This is a genomic window from Psychroserpens damuponensis, assembly GCF_000826655.1.
Taxonomy (GTDB): Bacteria; Bacteroidota; Bacteroidia; order Flavobacteriales; family Flavobacteriaceae; genus Psychroserpens; species Psychroserpens damuponensis.
Map to the genome: position 1 here is coordinate 13,593 of NZ_JXJO01000022.1, position 19,608 is coordinate 33,200.

Annotated in this window: 20 protein-coding genes; 11 read left to right on the forward strand and 9 right to left on the reverse strand. The window is 32.8% G+C overall.

Annotated elements, in window-relative coordinates:
• Window positions 1–112: 112 nt before the first annotated feature.
• Complete coding sequence (locus tag TD29_RS12815; protein WP_040281150.1) at window positions 113–1,162, forward strand: nucleoid-associated protein; 1,050 nt, start codon at window positions 113–115, stop codon at window positions 1,160–1,162.
• Between the two features lie 241 nt (window positions 1,163–1,403).
• Here the strand turns inward: TD29_RS12815 and lipB are convergent, their stop codons facing one another.
• Genes lipB through TD29_RS18260 form a run of 3 tightly spaced genes read right to left on the reverse strand, consistent with a single transcriptional unit; the run spans window position 1,404 to window position 3,086 of the window.
• The gene (gene lipB, locus TD29_RS12820; RefSeq protein WP_040281151.1) at window positions 1,404–2,102 is read right to left on the reverse strand and encodes a lipoyl(octanoyl) transferase LipB; all 699 of its coding nucleotides are present in this window, start codon (window positions 2,100–2,102) and stop codon (window positions 1,404–1,406) included.
• Window positions 2,103–2,114: 12 nt separating this feature from the next.
• Window positions 2,115–2,888, reverse strand: coding sequence for a hypothetical protein (locus tag TD29_RS12825; RefSeq protein WP_040281152.1), 774 nt, complete (start codon window positions 2,886–2,888; stop codon window positions 2,115–2,117).
• A gap of 39 nt (window positions 2,889–2,927) precedes the next feature.
• A complete protein-coding gene (locus tag TD29_RS18260) occupies window positions 2,928–3,086 on the reverse strand; it encodes a YqaE/Pmp3 family membrane protein (protein ID WP_084203475.1) in 159 nt (52 codons plus the stop codon).
• Between the two features lie 123 nt (window positions 3,087–3,209).
• Here TD29_RS18260 and TD29_RS12830 point away from each other — a divergent pair, with 123 nt between their 5' ends.
• From TD29_RS12830 to TD29_RS18010, 7 genes are all read left to right on the forward strand, one after another.
• Window positions 3,210–4,256, forward strand: a complete 1,047-nt coding sequence (locus TD29_RS12830) for a helix-turn-helix domain-containing protein (RefSeq protein WP_052467110.1) — start codon at window positions 3,210–3,212, stop codon at window positions 4,254–4,256.
• A 110-nt stretch (window positions 4,257–4,366) separates the two neighbouring features.
• Window positions 4,367–4,774: a DUF1573 domain-containing protein gene (locus tag TD29_RS12835; protein ID WP_040281153.1), complete on the forward strand. Its 408-nt coding sequence runs from the start codon at window positions 4,367–4,369 to the stop codon at window positions 4,772–4,774.
• Between the two features lie 130 nt (window positions 4,775–4,904).
• On the forward strand, window positions 4,905–5,795 hold the full coding sequence (locus TD29_RS12840; protein ID WP_040281154.1) for a thioredoxin family protein: 891 nt from the start codon (window positions 4,905–4,907) through the stop codon (window positions 5,793–5,795).
• A gap of 125 nt (window positions 5,796–5,920) precedes the next feature.
• Window positions 5,921–7,612 (forward strand): lysine--tRNA ligase, encoded by a 1,692-nt coding sequence (gene lysS / locus TD29_RS12845; protein WP_040281155.1) that lies wholly within the window; start codon window positions 5,921–5,923, stop codon window positions 7,610–7,612.
• A gap of 249 nt (window positions 7,613–7,861) precedes the next feature.
• On the forward strand, window positions 7,862–9,397 hold the full coding sequence (locus tag TD29_RS18265; protein WP_084203476.1) for a fibronectin type III domain-containing protein: 1,536 nt from the start codon (window positions 7,862–7,864) through the stop codon (window positions 9,395–9,397).
• Between the two features lie 149 nt (window positions 9,398–9,546).
• Entirely contained in the window at window positions 9,547–12,033 is a 2,487-nt protein-coding gene (locus tag TD29_RS12855; RefSeq protein ID WP_040281156.1) for a zinc-dependent metalloprotease, read from the forward strand.
• A gap of 94 nt (window positions 12,034–12,127) precedes the next feature.
• A complete protein-coding gene (locus TD29_RS18010; protein WP_052467111.1) occupies window positions 12,128–12,733 on the forward strand; it encodes an RDD family protein in 606 nt (201 codons plus the stop codon).
• A gap of 7 nt (window positions 12,734–12,740) precedes the next feature.
• Here the strand turns inward: TD29_RS18010 and TD29_RS12865 are convergent, their stop codons facing one another.
• The 4 genes from TD29_RS12865 to TD29_RS18535 form a co-directional block, all read right to left on the reverse strand.
• Complete coding sequence (locus TD29_RS12865) at window positions 12,741–13,436, reverse strand: CPBP family intramembrane glutamic endopeptidase (protein ID WP_052467112.1); 696 nt, start codon at window positions 13,434–13,436, stop codon at window positions 12,741–12,743.
• 69 nt (window positions 13,437–13,505) lie between these two features.
• Entirely contained in the window at window positions 13,506–13,988 is a 483-nt protein-coding gene (locus TD29_RS12870; protein WP_040281157.1) for a hypothetical protein, read from the reverse strand.
• A gap of 80 nt (window positions 13,989–14,068) precedes the next feature.
• On the reverse strand, window positions 14,069–14,536 hold the full coding sequence (locus tag TD29_RS12875) for a hypothetical protein (RefSeq protein WP_040281158.1): 468 nt from the start codon (window positions 14,534–14,536) through the stop codon (window positions 14,069–14,071).
• A gap of 1 nt (window position 14,537) precedes the next feature.
• Entirely contained in the window at window positions 14,538–14,696 is a 159-nt protein-coding gene (locus tag TD29_RS18535; protein WP_161792621.1) for a hypothetical protein, read from the reverse strand.
• 187 nt (window positions 14,697–14,883) lie between these two features.
• On the opposite strand from TD29_RS18535, the gene TD29_RS12880 reads away from it, so the two are divergent.
• From TD29_RS12880 to TD29_RS12890, 3 genes are all read left to right on the forward strand, one after another.
• Entirely contained in the window at window positions 14,884–16,395 is a 1,512-nt protein-coding gene (locus TD29_RS12880; RefSeq protein ID WP_040281159.1) for a hypothetical protein, read from the forward strand.
• A 144-nt stretch (window positions 16,396–16,539) separates the two neighbouring features.
• Window positions 16,540–16,992 carry a hypothetical protein gene (locus TD29_RS12885; RefSeq protein WP_040281310.1) on the forward strand — a complete coding sequence of 151 codons (453 nt, stop codon included), beginning with the start codon at window positions 16,540–16,542 and terminating at the stop codon, window positions 16,990–16,992.
• 129 nt (window positions 16,993–17,121) lie between these two features.
• Window positions 17,122–17,451 carry a hypothetical protein gene (locus TD29_RS12890; RefSeq protein ID WP_040281160.1) on the forward strand — a complete coding sequence of 110 codons (330 nt, stop codon included), beginning with the start codon at window positions 17,122–17,124 and terminating at the stop codon, window positions 17,449–17,451.
• 76 nt (window positions 17,452–17,527) lie between these two features.
• On the opposite strand, the gene hemL is transcribed toward TD29_RS12890, so the two are convergent.
• Entirely contained in the window at window positions 17,528–18,814 is a 1,287-nt protein-coding gene (gene hemL / locus TD29_RS12895; RefSeq protein ID WP_040281161.1) for a glutamate-1-semialdehyde 2,1-aminomutase, read from the reverse strand.
• A 1-nt stretch (window position 18,815) separates the two neighbouring features.
• Window positions 18,816–19,607: a glucosaminidase domain-containing protein gene (locus TD29_RS12900; protein WP_040281162.1), complete on the reverse strand. Its 792-nt coding sequence runs from the start codon at window positions 19,605–19,607 to the stop codon at window positions 18,816–18,818.
• Between the last annotated feature and the right edge of the window lies 1 nt (window position 19,608).

Consider the following 19,608-nt stretch of genomic DNA (forward strand, 5'->3'; position numbering starts at 1 on the left):
TGTTGCACCAAATCATCCCTATATTCTATATACAACTAGAAAGCGTTTTCTTAGTTAATTTCCTATTTTAAGACTTTAAATTTTAGTAGTATTGTGACTCAAATTTTTGATCATGATTAAACGTAATAAAGCTTCAATTTCTAAATGCATACTTCATAAAGTAGGTAATAAATTTAACAGTACTAAAAATGCTTTTTCTGAACAAGTCCTTGATTTTGAAGAAATAAGCTACGACTTAATGCTACCTTATTTACTAAGACCATTTACGAGTCTTGCAGAATCTTATAGGTTTAATCATCACTCCAATGTTGAATTAAATGAAATAAACAGCTACGCTTCTCAATTATTGCAAGACGACTCTGATTTTGTAGACATTTCTAAACACATCGTCACCCATTTATTTGAGCAATCTAATTCGTCTCAAATAAAAACAGGTGATGTTATAATTTGCATGTTTCATGATATTCAATATGAAGATTATCAAACAGATGCTATTGGAATTTTTAAAATAGAAAATAAAGCACATTTCTTTCAAACCTATCTAGAAAACGGCAGTTATGATATCATAACACAAAAAGGTATTGCTACAAAAAAGGTAGATAAAGGTGTTTTAATTTTAAATGCAGCTGATACGGAAGGTAAAATTGTACTAAGTGTTGATAATAACAATTATGACACACAATATTGGATTAAAAGTTTCTTAAACATTAAATATCCTGACGATTCTAATCAGCATACTAAGAATTATATCGAAATGTGCCGAGAATTTTCAAAAGACATCATGCAACCTCAATTTGGCGGACAACAACAAAGCAACTTCTTAGCTAAAACCGTAGATTTCTTTAAAGAAAATGAGATTGCAAATGTTGAAACTTTTAAAGAAGAAGTCTTTGATGAAGAAGACACCATACAGCTTTTTGAAGATTACAAAAAAACCTATGAGAGTGACCACAATATTGTTTTAAGAAACCAATTTGATGTGTCTGAAGTCGTGTTGAAAAAACAAAAACAAAAGATTAAAACCGAAATAAAACTCGACACCAACATTCAAATAAAACTTGATGTTGATGCGCCTGACGCCTCTGCCGAATATCTAGAACGCGGTTATGATGACGATAAAAAAATGCACTTTTATAAAGTATTTTTTAATGAAGAAGGGTAATCATTTAAGTTTATAACAAGTCCTTTTCGAATATAAAAAATCAACATGTAAAACCCATTTTAATGTTGGTTTTTTTCAGTCTATATATCATTGTGAGAATCTAATATTAATGCTCTTAAAAAAATAAAAAACACAGAAACCAAGAAAACATTGCAACTTCAGTGTTAAATATTCATTGTTTCGCCATACGCGATTTCCGAAGAAAACATCACAAATTAGAAGTTGGGTCTAGACCTTAAACTTATACAAACTCAGCTTCAAAAAGCGCCTTAAAATGCTTTAGCAATTTCTCTTTAACGTCGGTTTCATTTACTTTTTTAACACCCAATTCTACATGTAAAGATGTAACTGCTTTACCGCGAATACCACAAGGGATGATGTTATCAAAATAACCTAAGTCTGCATTCACATTAAGCGCAAAACCATGCATTGTTACCCAACGGCTAGCTCGCACACCTAAAGCACAAATTTTGCGCGCAAATGGTGTTCCTACGTCTAACCATACACCTGTTTCTCCAGGACTTCGTTCGGCTTTTAATCCATATTCCTCTAAGGTTAGAATAATCATTTCTTCAAGAAACCTTAGGTATTTATGAATATCTGTAAAAAAGTTATCTAAATCTAATATGGGATAGCCTACAATTTGCCCAGGTCCATGATAGGTAATATCTCCTCCTCTATTTATTTTGTAAAATGTCGCTCCTTTTTGAGTGAGTTGCTCTTCGCTAAGCAACAAATTAGACATGTCACCACTTTTACCTAAAGTATAAACATGAGGATGCTCAACAAACAGAAAATGATTATCTGTTGCCAATCCAGCATCCTCTCGTCTATTTTTAATTTTAGTATCTAAAATGTCTTTAAAAATTTGCTCTTGGTAATCCCAAGTATCCTTAAAATCTTTAGTCCCTAAATCTTGAAGTTTTATTATTTTATTCAATACTACTACTTATTATTTATCTTCTAAAACCACTTCAAAATCTAATAATTCAGGATCTTTAAGCACATCCATAAATCCAACTTCAAAAGTCACAGTTTTTCTATCTTCACTATACATTGCACCTTCTTTAGAGAACGATTTTACCGCTCTAGGAAAATGATAGTTAATCTTATATTTTGACGAGCCAAACATCATTGCAGATTGCTCTCCTAAACTATCCATAGCTTGTTGATGCAATTCTTGATCAACGATTTTAGCCGATCGCTTAAAAACATGCCCATCAAAAGAATATTGAACATCAGTAGATCCACCCTCTCCTATATTAGAAAACGGACTTGATGGTGTATTTTGCTCAGCACCACCTGTGCCTTGTAAATTACTAAAGCTGTTCATTGCTTTAAACATATCTTGTAGCTCATTAGCATCTTTAAATTCTGTGTTTAAATCAAAAACCATTTTCTTAGTTTCTGGATTCATAACCATGTGCATTTTAAAATCTTCTAAGGCTTTAATTTTTTGTTGATCTTCTATAGGCAAAGTTGCAATACTATCTTTTTTCTCCTCTAAAAAATCTTTAAAAACTATCGTTGAATCTACTGCCTTATCCATGCCATTCTCAGAATTCCCTTCTCCCATTTGACCTACCATTTCCATCATTTCTGAGGCATCCATAGAAAATTCCATTCTACCACTTCCATCTTCATTAATGTAAATGTTTTCTGAAAATTGACAACTCGTTAAAGTCATCGTTAATGCACAAGCAAGCAGTGTAAAAAATCTATTCATTTTAAAATATTTAATGGTTAATATCACAAAGATACGGTTTTATCTCTCAGGATTATTAAGAATTACCAGTGCTGCAATAACACCAGGAACCCAACCAAAAATCCAAAGAATAAAAACGATTAAAATAGAACCACAACCTTTACCAATGACAGCTAAAGGCGGACAAATAATAGCGAGAAGAACTCTCCAAAAACTCATATAAACTAATTTTGATGATGCCAAAACGTGTTCGGCTTGATTTGATTGATGTAATAATAGGACGTCATTTATGTTTGATTGTTACATTTCAAGAAAATATAGTAGTTTAGTGCTGTGAAATATTTGGTATATATTATTCTTTTTTTCTTCGGAAATGTAACTTTTGCACAACACCATTTCCAAGGTCATATTGACAATGAACGTTGGCAAAACGAAGTCTATCTATCGGTAATTGAAGACTATCGTACCATTGATGGCATCAACGATGAACAGATCATTACCAAAGTAGAAAGTGACAACAGTGGCTTTTTTAAATTTGACCAAAACCAACTCGATGTACAACAAAAAATTTACAAATTACACGTTGACAACTGCCTAAGTATCAACCAAAGCACCAACCATTTTGATGGTCATTGTACAGATTATAAAGACATTTTATTCATTGCCAAACGCACAGACTCCATAACGTTTCCCTTATCATTTGATGCCCAAATGTTTTGTGATATTAAATCTAATAACCCTAAAACAAGCGCTTTTATACAAATCGATTCTCTAAAAGAGGAAATGAAATTTGCCTATTCTGAATTTAGAAGTAAAGCAAACCGAGATTTAAACAATAAAAAATGGTTTAAAAACTTACAAGATTTTGGTAAAAATATGGACGAACCTCTTGCTGAATTATACATCTACGCATTTTTGTCTGATCGTGGAAATCAATTTCATAATTACTATCTAGAAGATTTAAAAACGAACTCATATTACGATGAACTATTACAACGTTTAAAAAGCAAGTATCCCAATTCTAGCTATGCACAACAATATGAGGCCGAATTAACTTCAGATAAGTTTATTGTATTCTCTTCCAAAGATTCCTCGCGCTTCAACTGGTCGTATTTATGGGCTGGACTACTTATTGCTTCAACTCTACTCAATTTGTGGCTTCTCATTTCGGCTAAAAGAAAAACATCTAAACAACAAAACGAAGCCAAAGAACAACTCACCAAGCAAGAACAAAATGTATTAAACTTAATACTAGACGATAACACCAATAAAGATATTGCAGAAGCCCTTTTTGTAAGTGTAAGCACTGTAAAAACGCATGTCAATAATGTTTACAAAAAACTAAACGTAAATTCTAGAGACGAACTAAAGTCGCTGTTTTCTAAGTAGTTATAAAAATCAACCTAGGTACTAGTACTCATTTCGACCCGTAATTTTACACATTTTACGCTTATAAGTTTGATGTTTGTTTTCATATTAATCATTTAAAACATTTTATTATGAAACGTACATTAAGCATTACAATCTTACTTGTATTAACACTTACTTTTTTTAACGCAGCACCAGCTAAATTTGAAAATTCTAACTTAAAAGTCGCAGTTATCAAATTTAAAACCGAAGTGGTAGATTATGGTACCATTACGCAAAACTCTGATGGCACTAGGCTTTTTACATTTACCAATACAGGTGATGCGCCTCTATTAATCACAAATGTAAAAGCAAGTTGTGGTTGCACAGTGCCAACGTATTCTAAAACACCAATACTTCCTGGAGAATCTGGAGCGTTAAACATTAAGTATGACACCAAAAGACTTGGGAGTTTTACTAAAACCGTAACCGTAACCTCTAATGCTCAAGGTGGTAACAAAATTCTTAAAATTAAAGGAAATATCATTGCAGCGAATTAACCAAAAAACACAGCCAATTTTCATTTCGAGCGAAGTCGACATACTTTATTTTTTATAAACAAGATTTTTCAACTTCGCTCCATGAGGCTGTTCACTCATAAACTCTTTCATCATCCTCAAAAGCATCATCATGAAAACGAATATTACAATAATTATTATAACGTTAGTTTGTGTTTTACAGCCACAAGCACAAACGATCAATTACGAAATCACAACGAATGGAGACACACCATTTTTACTAGGTGAAATTAACAAAAGTGGTTTAGAAGGCAAGAATTATATGTCATGGTTTCGAAAAAACTATGAAGACTATAAATTAGACCAAGAAACCATAACCGTTTTAGCTAAAAACTTAAAAGACTATCAAATTCTAGCATTTATGGGTACTTGGTGTGGCGATAGCAGGCAAGAAGTCCCTAAATTTTATAAAATTTTGGAGGCTTGTGAATTTCCAGAAGAGCAATTAACAGTTATTGCTTTAAGCGGTAAGTCAAACATGTATAAACAAAGTCCTAACCATAGAGAAGCAGGATTAAATATACATCGAGTACCTACATTTATTTTCATGAAAAACGGAAAAGAAATGAACCGTATTGTTGAGCATCCTGTTGAAAGTTTTGAAAAAGATATGCTTAATATTGTTACCAACAACGACTATAAATCTAATTACCAAATTGTTACCAAAGTCAATAACATTTTAAAAAACGAAGGCTTAAACGGTTTAAAAAAACAACAAGAACAGCTAACAACATCATTCAAAGATAAAGTAGAGAGTATGTATGAATTAAATACTTACGGTCGCATTTTGTATTCCATTAATCAGCATGAAGAAGCAATAACAGTGTTTGATTTAAACACAAAATTATTTCCAAATCAGCCAATAACGTACATGAGTTTAGCAAACACATTGGGTGTCTATGGAGAACGTACTGAAGCCATAGCAGTATTAGAAAAAGCGATCCAACTATTTCCAAATAACAAAGATTTACTAAAAAATCTAGACGTTGTGAAAACAAATTAATGCCATCGATTAAAAAGAGAACATAAGTGCGATAAAACCTCATGGCAATTTGTAATAATTATTGTAAATAATGTAATTTTGCACCTGCTTATCACATTGGTAGGTTATTAAAAATTATATGTAGCATGCAGCTTTCAGAACAAGAATTAGTAAGACGCGAAAAACTCGCAAAATTAAGAGCCTTAGGTATCAACCCTTATCCTGCAGATTTATTTCCTGTAGATCATACGTCAAAACAGATAAAAACCGAGTTTGAAGATGGTAAAAAGGTTGTAATTGCTGGTCGTTTAATGTCGCGTCGTATTCAAGGTAATGCAAGTTTTGCTGAGTTACAAGATAGTGCTGGGAGAATACAAGTGTATTTTAACAGAGATGAAATTTGTACTGGTGATGACAAAAGCAAATACAACGATGTCTATAAAAAATTGCTCGATATTGGAGATTTTATAGGTATTGAAGGTGAATTATTTACCACCAAAGTTGGAGAAAAAACAGTAATGGTTAAAGGGTTTATATTGTTAAGTAAAGCTTTAAAACCACTACCATTACCAAAAACAGATAGTGAAGGCAACACGTTTGATGAATTCAACGATCCAGAAATGCGTTACAGACAACGTTATGCAGATTTGGTTGTAAACCCTAACGTAAAAGATGTTTTTGTAAAACGCACAAAACTCTTCAATGCTATGCGTTCATTTTTTAATGATGCAGGATATTTTGAAGTAGAAACGCCAATATTACAGCCAATTCCAGGAGGAGCAGCGGCAAGACCTTTTACAACACATCACAATAGCCTAGACATTCCATTATACATGAGAATTGCTAACGAATTATACCTAAAACGATTAATCGTTGGTGGATTTGATGGCGTGTATGAGTTCTCTAAAAACTTCAGAAATGAAGGTATGGATAGAACTCATAATCCTGAGTTTACTGCCATGGAAATCTATGTATCCTATAAAGATTACAACTGGATGATGGATTTCTGCGAACGTTTATTAGAACATTGTGCAACAGCAGTTAATGGTACAACCGAAGCAACTTTTGGAGAACATAAAATCAACTTCAAAGCACCTTACGCTCGTGTGACAATGGCAGATTCTATCAAACACTTTACTGGTTTTGATATTACAGGTAAAACTGAGGCTGAAATTCGTCAAGCAGCCAAAGACATGCACATTGAAGTTGATGACACAATGGGTAAAGGAAAGTTAATCGATGAAATTTTTGGTGAAAAATGTGAAGGTAATTACATTCAACCAACATTTATTACAGATTACCCAAAAGAAATGAGTCCTTTATGTAAAGAACATCGTGATAATCCTGAATTAACAGAGCGTTTTGAATTGATGGTCTGCGGAAAAGAGATCGCCAACGCATATAGTGAGTTAAATGACCCAATTGATCAACGAGAGCGTTTTGAACACCAACTAAAACTTGCCGCTAAAGGTGATGACGAAGCTACAGAATTTATTGACCACGATTTTCTTCGTGCTTTAGAGTATGGAATGCCTCCAACATCTGGAATGGGAATTGGAATGGATAGATTAATCATGTTTTTAACCAACAATCAATCTATTCAAGAAGTCTTATTCTTCCCACAAATGCGTCCTGAAAAGAAGAAAATAGAAATGAGTGAAGAAGAGAAAACTATTTTCACCCTTCTTAAATCAAACTCACCAATTGACCTAATTACGTTAAAAACGCAATCTGGCTTAAGTAATAAAAAATGGGACAAATCCATAAAAGGATTAACAGCCAAAGGTGTTGCTAAGGTGGTTAAAAATGATGATGGCTTATTTGTAGAAGTGGTTTAAACTAAAGTTTTCTTCGGAAATTTAAAACATAACAAACCTATTTATTCAAAAAATAGTACAAAGCATATCTTTGAAAAGGATATGCTTTTTTTTTGTTTTTTAAACTTTCCGAAGAAAAGAAAACAAAATTTTCAAAAATTAAAACACAAATTTTTACGGTTAAAATCCTACCTAATAACGATTTAATAGGGCTTATAAAAAAGTTTTTTATTACATTCGCTCCGCTATTAATCAGAAAAATCAACCCAAATGTTAAAAAAAATAAGCTTACTCCTTTTTGTTACAGGCATTTTATTTGCATGTAGCGATGATGACGACATGATTGCTGCTTGTAATGAAGTTGCTAATGTATCATCAAGTTTAGTTACAGATACTTCGATAAATTTAACTTGGAACGACGCTAGTAATGTTGGCTCTTACACCGTAGAATATGGTGTTACAGGATTTCCGCTTGGTGGTGGAACTACAATATCTACAACAGACACATCGATTTCAATTTCAGGATTATTGGGCAACACAACGTATGACGTTTATGTGCAAACCATTTGTTCTGAAAACAACATGAGTATGCTCACAGAGGTTTACAGTTTTACAACGTCTGTTACACCTTGTATTGCTGTTACTAATGTTAGTTCTAGTATGATTACAGATACTTCAGCGCTTGTAGCTTGGGAAGATAATGCTAATTCAAGCACTACTTATGAGTTAGAATATGGTAATTCAGGTTTTAACATAGGCTCTGGCACTACAATAACATCAAATACGACATCTTTAGAATTAACTGGTCTTTTACCAAATACAGATTACGACGTCTATGTTAGAGCTGTATGTTCTGCTAGTAATGTGAGTCCAGATGCAGATGTGATCTCATTTACAACGTTAGCGATTCCTGTGATTCCAGAATTTAGGCCTACACTTTCAGAATTGAATTTGTTTACAGGTGATTTAAACAATTTAGAAATTACACCTTATGGTTTTGAATATGATTTACATTCAACATTATATACAGATTACGCTATTAAACAACGATTTTTTGTTTTACCTACAGGTGAAAAATTAACCTATACTGGAGAAGGGTTACCAGTTTTTCCTAACAACTCTATTATTGTAAAAACCTTTTACTACAATGTAAACGAAACCGATTTATCTCAAGGTACACAAATAATTGAAACAAGAATTCTTATTAAAATTGATGGTTCTTGGGAATCTGGCAACTACAAATGGAATGATGCTCAAACCGAAGCTACTTTAGACGCAAATAGTAGTATTGTTCCTGTGACATGGACTAATGCTGAAGGAGAATCAAATAGTATTAATTACGAAATACCTTCAAATACAGACTGCTTTACGTGTCACCAAAATACAGGAAACATGACTCCTATTGGTCCAAAAATGCGAACTATAAATTTTGACTTTAATGGGGCAAATCAAATACAACAGTTAATTGATAATGACATGCTTGATGGCCTCACAGACCCTACAAGTGTAAGTTTATTACCTAAATGGGATGACCCAACAGTATCTTTAGACAGACGAGCAAGAGCTTATATGGATATTAATTGTGCGCATTGTCATACGCCTGGTGGTTTTTGTGAAGAGGAATCAACCTTAAGACTTAGCTATGAAACACCATATGTTGAATCTTCAATCTCAGAACGACGTAATAGTATTTTAACTAGAATTCAAAATACAATACCACAATACGGAATGCCTTTAATTGGCAGAACCGTAGTTCATGACGAAGGTGTTGATCTATTAATTGATTACATTAATTCACTAGAATAATCAACTATAAATTTAGAATTTACAAGCCACGATAACGTGGCTTTTTTCTTGCTTTCGATTTTCTAAATATTAAGTTAAAAGCAACCTAACCTTTTCGTGCCAATAAGGGATTTCTTATTTTAGAAGACTAATTTAAAAAATCAACCACTTTGAAACACTTTTCAATCAAACTACTCCTTGTAGTTTCCGTATTTTTTGTTGCCGTTTCTTGCTCAACAGCAAAAAAAGCAAGTAAAAAAAATGCAGCGACTGCTGCTGCTAAACCTCCAGCAAAAAAGCCTGGAAAAAATGATCCAAAACCATATAACAAAGTCATCACAAAAGATGCAAAAAGCGATATTGGTTTATTTACAGTTCATACGTTAGATGATAAATATTACTACGAAATTCCAGATTCTCTTTTTAATAGAGAAATGCTAATGGTAACTCGAATTTCTAAAACTGCTAGCGGATTAGGTTTTGGTGGCGGAAAGCAAAACGAACAAGTGTTACGTTGGGAGAAAAAAGGGAAGAAAGTAATAGCACGTGTTGTGTCATACAATGTGACTGCAGCAGACTCACTTCCTGTTAAAGAAGCTGTAGTAAATTCAAATTTTGAACCTATATTATTTACATTTCCTATAAAAGCATTTAGTAAAGACTCTACAAGTACAGTCATTGATGCTACGCCTTTATTTTCTAAAGACGTAAAGTCACTAGGTTTACCTCAATTTAGAAGAACACCTTACAGAGTAACACGTTTAGAAAGTGATAAATCATTTATCGAAACTATTAAAAGTTACCCTAGAAATATTGAAGCAAGACATGTGAAAACTTATGCTGCAGGACGTCCACCTTCTAACTCAAGTACAGGAAGTATTTCTATAGAAATAAACAACTCAATGATTTTGTTACCAGACAACCCAATGAAGCGTCGTTATTTTGATGAACGTGTAGGTTGGTTTACTAGCAGCACAACAGATTATGGCCAAGAAGACCAAAAAAGTAAGTCTTTAGAGTTTTTAGATCGTTGGAGATTAGAAGTTAAAGATGAAGATATTGCAGCATTTAATCGCGGTGAATTAGTTGTTCCGAAGAAACAAATCATTTACTATATTGATAGAGCAACACCTGTAAAATGGAGAAAATACATCAAACAAGGAATTGAAGATTGGCAAGTAGCATTTGAAGCTGCAGGATTTAAAGATGCCATTATTGCTATGGATCCTCCAACTGTGGAAGAAGATCCTGAATGGAGCCCTGAGGATGCACGTTACTCTGTAGTTCGTTATTTAGCATCTCCAATACCAAACGCAAATGGACCACACGTAAGTGACCCAAGAACAGGTGAAATTTTAGAGAGTGATATCAACTGGTACCATAATGTAATGTCTTTACTACGTGGTTGGTTCTTTGTACAAACAGCAGCTATCAATCCAGATGCTCAAAGCCCTCAATTTAAAGATGAAGTAATGGGACGTTTAATTCGTTTCGTATCATCTCATGAAGTTGGTCACACCTTAGGTTTACCTCATAATATGGGATCGAGTGTTGCATATCCTGTAGAAAAATTACGTGATGCCGCATTTACTCAAAAATATGGTACTGCACCATCAATTATGGATTATGCGCGTTTTAACTACGTGGCACAACCAGGAGATGAAGGTGTTGCTTTAATGCCAGATATTGGAACTTATGATAAGTACGCTATTTCTTGGGGTTACAGACCTATTTTAGGAAAAACTGCCGAAGAAGAAAAACCAATCCTTAACAAATGGATTATGGATCATGCTGGTGACCCAATGTATCGTTTTGGACACCAACAAGCTGGAGACGTAGTAGACCCTAGTTCTCAAACTGAAGATTTAGGCGATGATGCCATGTTAGCAAGTAGCTACGGAATTAAAAACTTAAAGCGTATTGTACCTAACTTAATTGAGTGGACTACAGAAGCTGGTGAAGACTATGATGATTTACAAGAAATGTATGGTCATGTTGTATCTCAATTTAATCGTTACATGGGACATGTTTCTAACAACATTGGTGGTGTTTATGAAAACTATAAAGCTGCAGATCAAGCTGGAGCAGTTTATACAGCAGTACCAAAGGAGACTCAAAAAGAGGCGATGCAATTTATTCAAGACAACTTATTTACCACTCAAGATTGGTTGATAAACAAAGATATATTTGATCGTATTGAATTTACAGGTTCTGTAGAACGTGTTCGTGCAATTCAAGTAAGAACCCTTAATAACATTATGAGCCTAGGTAAAATGCAACGTTTAACCGAAGCTTATACATACGATAGTAAAGCATATTCTTTACCTGATATGATGAGCGATCTTCGTAAAGGTATTTGGAGTGAATTACGTACAGGTAGAAAAATTGACACCTACAGACGTAATTTACAACGTGCTCATATTGATAGATTAGGATTTTTAATGACTGCGGAAAATCAAAGTGGCAGATCACGTAGTCCTTACGTGAAAGCAACTGCAGTAAACACTAGCCAGTCTGATATTAGAGCTGTTGTAAGAGCTGAATTAAAATCGCTACGTAGCCAATTAAGATCAGCTCGTGGAGGAGACACATTAAGCAGAATGCATATTGCAGATGCTATTGAACGTATTGATATGATTTTAAATCCTAATGGATAATAAATCATAATAGACAAACAAATATTAAGAAAGCTTCAGAGAAATCTGAAGCTTTTCTGTTTTAGTTTATATCTTTGAAAAATAGTTTTAATTCATGAAAATAACTCACAATAAATACCCAAACCATAATCTTGCTACCGAAACTGAACGTGGTGAAAACCTAGGCATCGATTTTATTTTATCTTCTGTTTTAGGAATAACGGCTGTTGTGATCTATTTTTTATTAATTGATGATTATGAATACATCCCGTTTAAAATCAAAGCTACCGCATTTCTAATTTATCTTGTTACGAGATTTGTATACTATTTTGTATTTGAATTAGTATTTAGCAGAACTCCTGGAAAATTTCAAACTCAAAGCAAAGTCGTAAATAAAAATGGAGATAAGCCTAATGTCATACAATTGTTCACAAGGAGTTTGAGCAGGTTTATAACTTTACTCTCTGGAATTAGTGATGATGAAAGAGCAATTCATGACCAAATATCAAACACTTTTGTCGTTTATGATAGTCAACTTAAAAAAGTAGAAGCTAGACAGTATATGATTGTATTATTTAATATCATTATAGCCTTAGGTTGGATATACCATTTTGTAGAAACCACCTTTAAATCGTCATTAAAGTTCGCACTACTTACAGCTTTAATCCTGGCAACTATTTATGCATTTACAGTGATGTTTAGAAGAATTGGCAAAAAGTAAAAAACAACTAGTTTAAATACTTCAAGAATATATCTGCAAACGGATCTTGGTTAACTACTGTATAGTAAAACAAAGAACCAAGCCAACCATGAAACAAGCCTAGAACGTACAAGTTTTTAGATTTCAGATAAATATACCCATAAAACAAAGCTAGAATAAACGTCCCTATCAATAACCATATAGATGGATAATGTACCAATGAAAATAAGGTTGCAGCGATTAAAATAACACTTGTTTTTTTTAGCTTAACACACTTTAATGTACTCAAATTACCTGCCACTAAACCTATGGTTAAAAATTGCTGAACCATTCCCCAAATAGGATATGTTATCAATAACGGAATTATATGCCATGTTGGATTTAATGTACCTTGCACAGCACCAATCACCATAAAAGTAATAACTGAAACAAGTGCAAACGGTAATACCAATTTTAAAACCAATTTAAAATTATCTGTCCTAAATCCCCAATCTTTTAAAACCTGTTTATCTTTTTTATAGCGATATACTGCGTAAAGTGACCACAATGATATAGCCACAAGTACAAAGGGCAATCTCCAATTGAGATAATCCATACATACAAACTTTCCTACTCCTGTGACGACTACTGCAAGAATTTCTATAATTCTTAACCTATCACTACTTGGTCTTGTCAAACTAAAATTTGAGAAATCTATAAGGTATTTTGTGAGTTTTTGTTTCATTGTTTCTAATATTTAAAACCCTTTAAGCAGATACACCAAAAGGGTTTTGGGTTACTAACTAACCCATCATCAAAACAAAAAGATCATATAAACGATAATCCCTTCAGCAATTCCTGTTATGATACTCATACCAAGAATATCCTTAATTTTACTTCGCATAAAAAATACAACACTTAAAATGGCCATTATTGCGGCTAATAATATTTCTAAAGCATCAATCTTCGAGAGTAAAAATGTAACACCTGTAAATGCAGCTGTAATTCCGGCTGTTATAAGGCAAAATTTCACGATCTCATCTTTGGTGTAATTCCCTTCTTTAAAGCCTTTACGTAAATCTCTAAGAATGGATAAAATAAATAGTAAAGGCACTACAGATAAAAATGGCGCAAACACAACTTTAATACCTTTTTCTATTCTTAGATCAAAATGAAAGAAAAACGCTATTGCTGTAAAGGCTAATAAACCGGTTACAATTATAGATTGAAACGTAAATAACAATTCTCTTTTACTAGAGTTGCTTCTCGGTTTTGGAGGTTGAATAATTGGATTCATAATTTTAAATTTTTGATGATTAAACTTTTTTAAATGTTTTACTTCGCTATAAATGATATTTAAAATAAACCTTGCAAGGGTTAAGCCGTTAGAAAAAACACATGCATAGCTAGTGAGAGAAGAATACCACTTAGAATACCATTGACTCTCAAATTGTTGTACAACACAAAATTAAGCACATAGCTACTTATTGTGGTAGAGTTGATGAGATGTGCAAATACGAGGTGATCTTCTAATTTCTGACCTGTTACCCACTCTATAGCTTGCATACTCAACACACCAATAACGACACTTGTTATAAGTAAAATGGTTGCTGGTTTTTGATGTTTCAGTTTATATTCATCTGTGTTTTGTGGTAAAAAATGTTCTATTAAAAGAAAACGCACAAAAAACAACATAGGTAATGGGAACAAAATTGACGCTATAATTTTTACAACATCTTTTAAGGTTTTAATCTCATCAAATCCCAAAAACACTAAGTACACAAATACAATTACCGAAACTCCTGTAGTAACAATAAATGCCGTATTTAATTTTTTGAGTTGCATGCTAAAAACCAATTGGGTTTGAACTCGTCATGGATAAACTCGCCAACTGCTCAACACTAGTGTTATAACGCTCTACAATTTCATCTTGAATTTGCTTTGAAAAAATAACTACGGTACATATTGCAATTATAAAGCTGGTGATTTTAATATACTGTTTCATAATTTTTTGTTTTGTTGATTACAAGGCAAATATGCGACAGTTATCAAGTCTCTGAAACACAAATTTTTTAAAAAACTGACGATTATATATTAACAAACACATAACTAAACACTATATTTACTATTAATAACACATTTTAACTGACGATTAATTAATTAAAATTTTTCCGTTTTATTAGAAATCAAACATGACAAACTTAAACGCCATAATTTCAACGTTTTCTTCGGAAGATGAGCAACGTTTTATCAATTACCTAGAGAAAAAGAACAAGCGAAACGACACCAAAAACATAGAACTTTTTAAGCTTTTAGCTCAAAATGAACTCACCTCAAAAGAGGTTTGTAAAACCATTTACAAAACAGATAACAAAGTCGCTTATCACGCTTTAAGAAAAAGACTCTTTCAATCCCTTATAGACTTTATTGCGAATCTAAATCTAGAAGAAGAAAATTCTGTAGATATGCAAATCATTAAATATATTTTAGCATCACGCACATTTCTCATTCATAAAAAACCAGAAATAGCTTATAAGATTTTAGACAAAGCCGAAGGCTTAGCGCAAGAACACTTTCTGTTTCCTATTTTAAATGAAATTTATCATACAAAAATCCAATATGCTTATCTTAATCCGTCTGTAGATATTGATATGTTGATTTCCAATTTCCGAAGTAATCAAAAACAACATTTTACTGAAGAAGAACTTAATATAGTTTACGCAAAAATTAGGCAAACCTTGAGTGACATGACCTATAAAGGCAAGGTTTTAGACTTCAAAACCATACTTAGCAATACGCTCAAAGCTCACAATATTGAGATTAATGAAACCCTATCCTTTAAATCTTTATATCAATTAATGACGATTGTAAGTCTGTCGGCTTTTGTAACCAATGACTATTTAAAAATTGAGCCTTTTTTAATAGATACTTACGAGAAAATTAAAAATCATAAAGCAAAAGACAAGCAATTAGTCTATCATATTGAAGTGGTTTACATGATTGCCAACACCTTATTTAGGAACAAAAAATTTAACGACTCTTTGACATATTTAGAACAAATGAAATCGTTAATGCAAGCTCAAAGAAAAAAATATGATGCTACTTTTAAGCTGAAATATCATTTATTAACAGCACTCAATCTTAATTATAGCAACCAGCAAGACGACGCTATTTCGCTTTTAGAATCTGTAAAACAAACTAAGCATAGTGATTTGGAATCTGTGCTAGACATACATCTAGGACTGGTTATGTTTTACATGCAGAAATCAAATTACAAAGCAGCCAAAACTATATTTTCAAAATTCTACCATACCGATAAATACTACATTGAAAAAGCAGGAAAAGAGTGGGTTATCAAAAAGAATTTAGCCGAAATCATACTCTACATAGAACTTGGAGAACTAGATTTAACCGAGTCTCGACTTAAAAGTTTTAAACGTTCATATTTTGATTACTTAAAACAAATAGAACAAGAACGTGTGGTGACATTTATTAAAATAATAGAGTCGTTTTATAAACACCCTGAACAAGTGACCTCACAAAAATTTAAAGATAAAGTAGAACATGCATTCACATGGATCAACGAAAAACAAGAAGATATTTTTGTAATGAGTTTTTATGCATGGTTAAAAAGTAAAATGGAAAACACTGAGCTTTACGACACTACACTAGCACTCATAAAAAAAGCACAAGATGTTAATTAGAGGTTAAAATTTTTAATGCGATTAAACCTAAAAGACAAATTACAGTCCAAAGAGCAATCGATTAAAAAACAAAACAATAATTAAATTTAAGACATTATGAAAAATTTGAAAAAATCTCACCACTACATTAAGAATACAAATAGCGTGAGCAAAAAAATAATTTTAATTGCTATTGCCTTTGTTTCATTACAAGCTGTTGCTCAAGAAAAAAGAAAAGGTGGAGAAAGAGGAGATAGAGACATGATGAAAAATCTTTCTGCTGAAGAGATAGCAACCTTAGGCACAAAAAAGATGACCTTAGCTCTAGATTTATCTTCAACTCAACAAACTCAAGTTGAAACTGTGCTTTTAGAACAAGCTAAAGAACGAAAGGCTAAAATGGCTGAACGTGAAAAAGCAAAAAACGACGATGACGCCAAAAAACCTACAAAAGAAGACCGTTTAAAGATGAGAAACGCTCAATTAGACAGTCAAATTGCAATGAAGCAAAAAATGAAATCTATTTTAACGGCTGAACAATATGAGAAATGGACCGAGACACAAGGAAAACGCAAGAACAAGTTTAAAGGCAAAAAAGGACGCAAAAACAACAAATAAAAGCTATAAATTTTGATTGGTTTAGATTAGTTTTTATTCATAAGCATCGATTTTCTTAATTGATGCTTATTTTTATGTCAAAAAATCACTAATTTTATATCTTGTAGAACAATTTACATTCCAAAAACAATGAAAAAAATAATTACACTTTGCGCATTTGCTATTGCATTATTGTTTAGCACTCAAGATATGACTGCTCAAAATACATTAGAGATTAATGCAGAAGCTAATACTAAAACTAAAGAACTTAGAAAAGTCATCAAATTTGACCAAACAAAAATGGATGATGTTTATAGAGCTTACCAAACGTATGGTATTGCTTATAAAAAGATAAGTAAGAATTTAGACGCTAACGCAGAACGTTTAAAAAAGATTGAAACTGTTTTAGATGAAGATTTAAAAAAGGTGTTATCAGCATATGAATACAATAATTACTTAGAATTAATTAGAGGACTCTAATTTTTTTAGCGAACATTATAAAAAAAAGCGACCATCATATGATAGTCGCTTTTTTTTATACCATACCTTATATTGATTATAACGTTTGAGCCACTTTTTCAACAGCTCTAATGGTTTCATCTAAATCTTGGTAAGTCAAAGCATCTGTAATAAACCAAGTCTCAAAAGCACTTGGCGCAATATAAATACCCTCATTTAACATACCATGAAAAAAGGCTTTAAACGTGTCATTATTTCCTTTAGCAGCACTTTCAAAATCTACAACTTCCGCTTCGGAAAAGTGAATAGAAATCATTGACCCTCTTCTATTAATGGTATGCGTAACTTGGTGTTTATCTAAAGCTGCTGCACAACCTTTGTGAAGGTATTCGGTTTTATCTTCTAATCTTTGAAATAAGTCTTTATCATTATCAATCTCAGTGAGCATAGCTAAACCTGCTGCCATTGCTAAAGGATTTCCGCTTAAGGTTCCTGCTTGATACACATTTCCTAAAGGCGCTAAATGATTCATAATCTCATTACGTGCGGCAAATGCTCCAACAGGCAATCCTCCACCTATGACTTTTCCGAAGCACATAATATCAGCATCAACACCGTACAACTCTTGAACTCCACCTTTAGCCAACCTAAACCCAGTCATCACCTCATCAAAAATGAGCAATACATTATGTTTATCACATAGCGTTCTTAATTTTTGTAAAAAATTATCTTTTGGAGGTATACATCCCATGTTACCAGCTACTGGTTCTAGAATTACACAAGCAATTTCATTTGCGTTAGCTTCCAGTAATGCTTTTACATTTTCTATATCATTGTATGTTGCTAATAATGTATCTTTTGCTGTACCTTGGGTCACACCAGGACTATTAGGACTACCAAAAGTTACGGCTCCACTTCCAGCTTGAATTAGAAAAGCATCGCTATGACCATGATAACAGCCAGCAAATTTTATGATTTTTTCTTTTCCTGTGAATCCACGTGCCAATCGCACTGCACTCATACAAGCCTCTGTTCCTGAGTTCACAAAACGTATTTTATCTACATTGGGCACCATAGAAACTGCTAATTCGGCAATTTTAGTTTCTATTTCTGTTGGCATTCCAAAAGATGTTCCGTTTTTTGCTTTTTCAACAACTGCGTTTACTACTGGCTCAAAAGCGTGACCCAACAGCATTGGTCCCCAAGAATTAATGTAATCAATGTATCGATTATCATCTTCATCATAGACATAAGCTCCTTTAGCAGATTTTGCAAAAATTGGAGTACCACCTACAGCTTTAAAAGCTCTTACAGGAGAATTTACACCTCCAGGAATAACGTTTTCGGCGTTTTTAAACAACGCACTACTACGTTTATATAACATGTTATTTTGATTTTATTATGAGACGTTGACCTAATGAAATTTCATTAGAATTTAGACGATTAAGACGTTTAAGTTCATCAACAGTCGTATTATATTTTCTTGATAATGAGTATAAGGTATCTCCTTTAATAACAATATGATTGACCTCTACAGGAGCTATTGCTGCTGTTCTACCTAAAATAATATCATCATATTTATCTAGATTGTAGCGTTCAATTAAACTTATTAGTTTATCAGGATATTTTCTATCAGTTGCGTAGCCTGCCGCTCTCAAGCCTCTAGCCCAACCTTTGTAGTCGTCAGGTCTTAGCTTAAACAAATTGGCATATCTAGATCGTCCTGTTAAAAAATCAGAATGATCTTTAAATGACGTTTGAGCATGATCATATTTTCTAAAACACTCTTGCGAAGCATCATCATCATGATAGATTTTTTTACCAGTCCAACCATGACATTTAATTCCAAAATGATTATTTGCTTCTATGGACAACCGACCTTTACCCGAACCTGACTCAAGAATCCCTTGAGCCAATGTAATACTTGCAGGAATTTTAGAGATGCGCATTTCATCCATTGCAATAGCATTATATTTTAAAATATAAATCTCAACAGCACTCAAGTTAGAGGTATCATGAACATCTGGAGATGTTTTAGGAGTCGTTGTTGTTTTTGGTTTTACTACCACTTGTTCTGTTTTTGTAGTACGCTTATCTTTCACAGTCACGATTCTTTTTTTAGAACCACAACTCAACACTAAAACACTTATAACTACAAATACACTTATTTTCTTCATA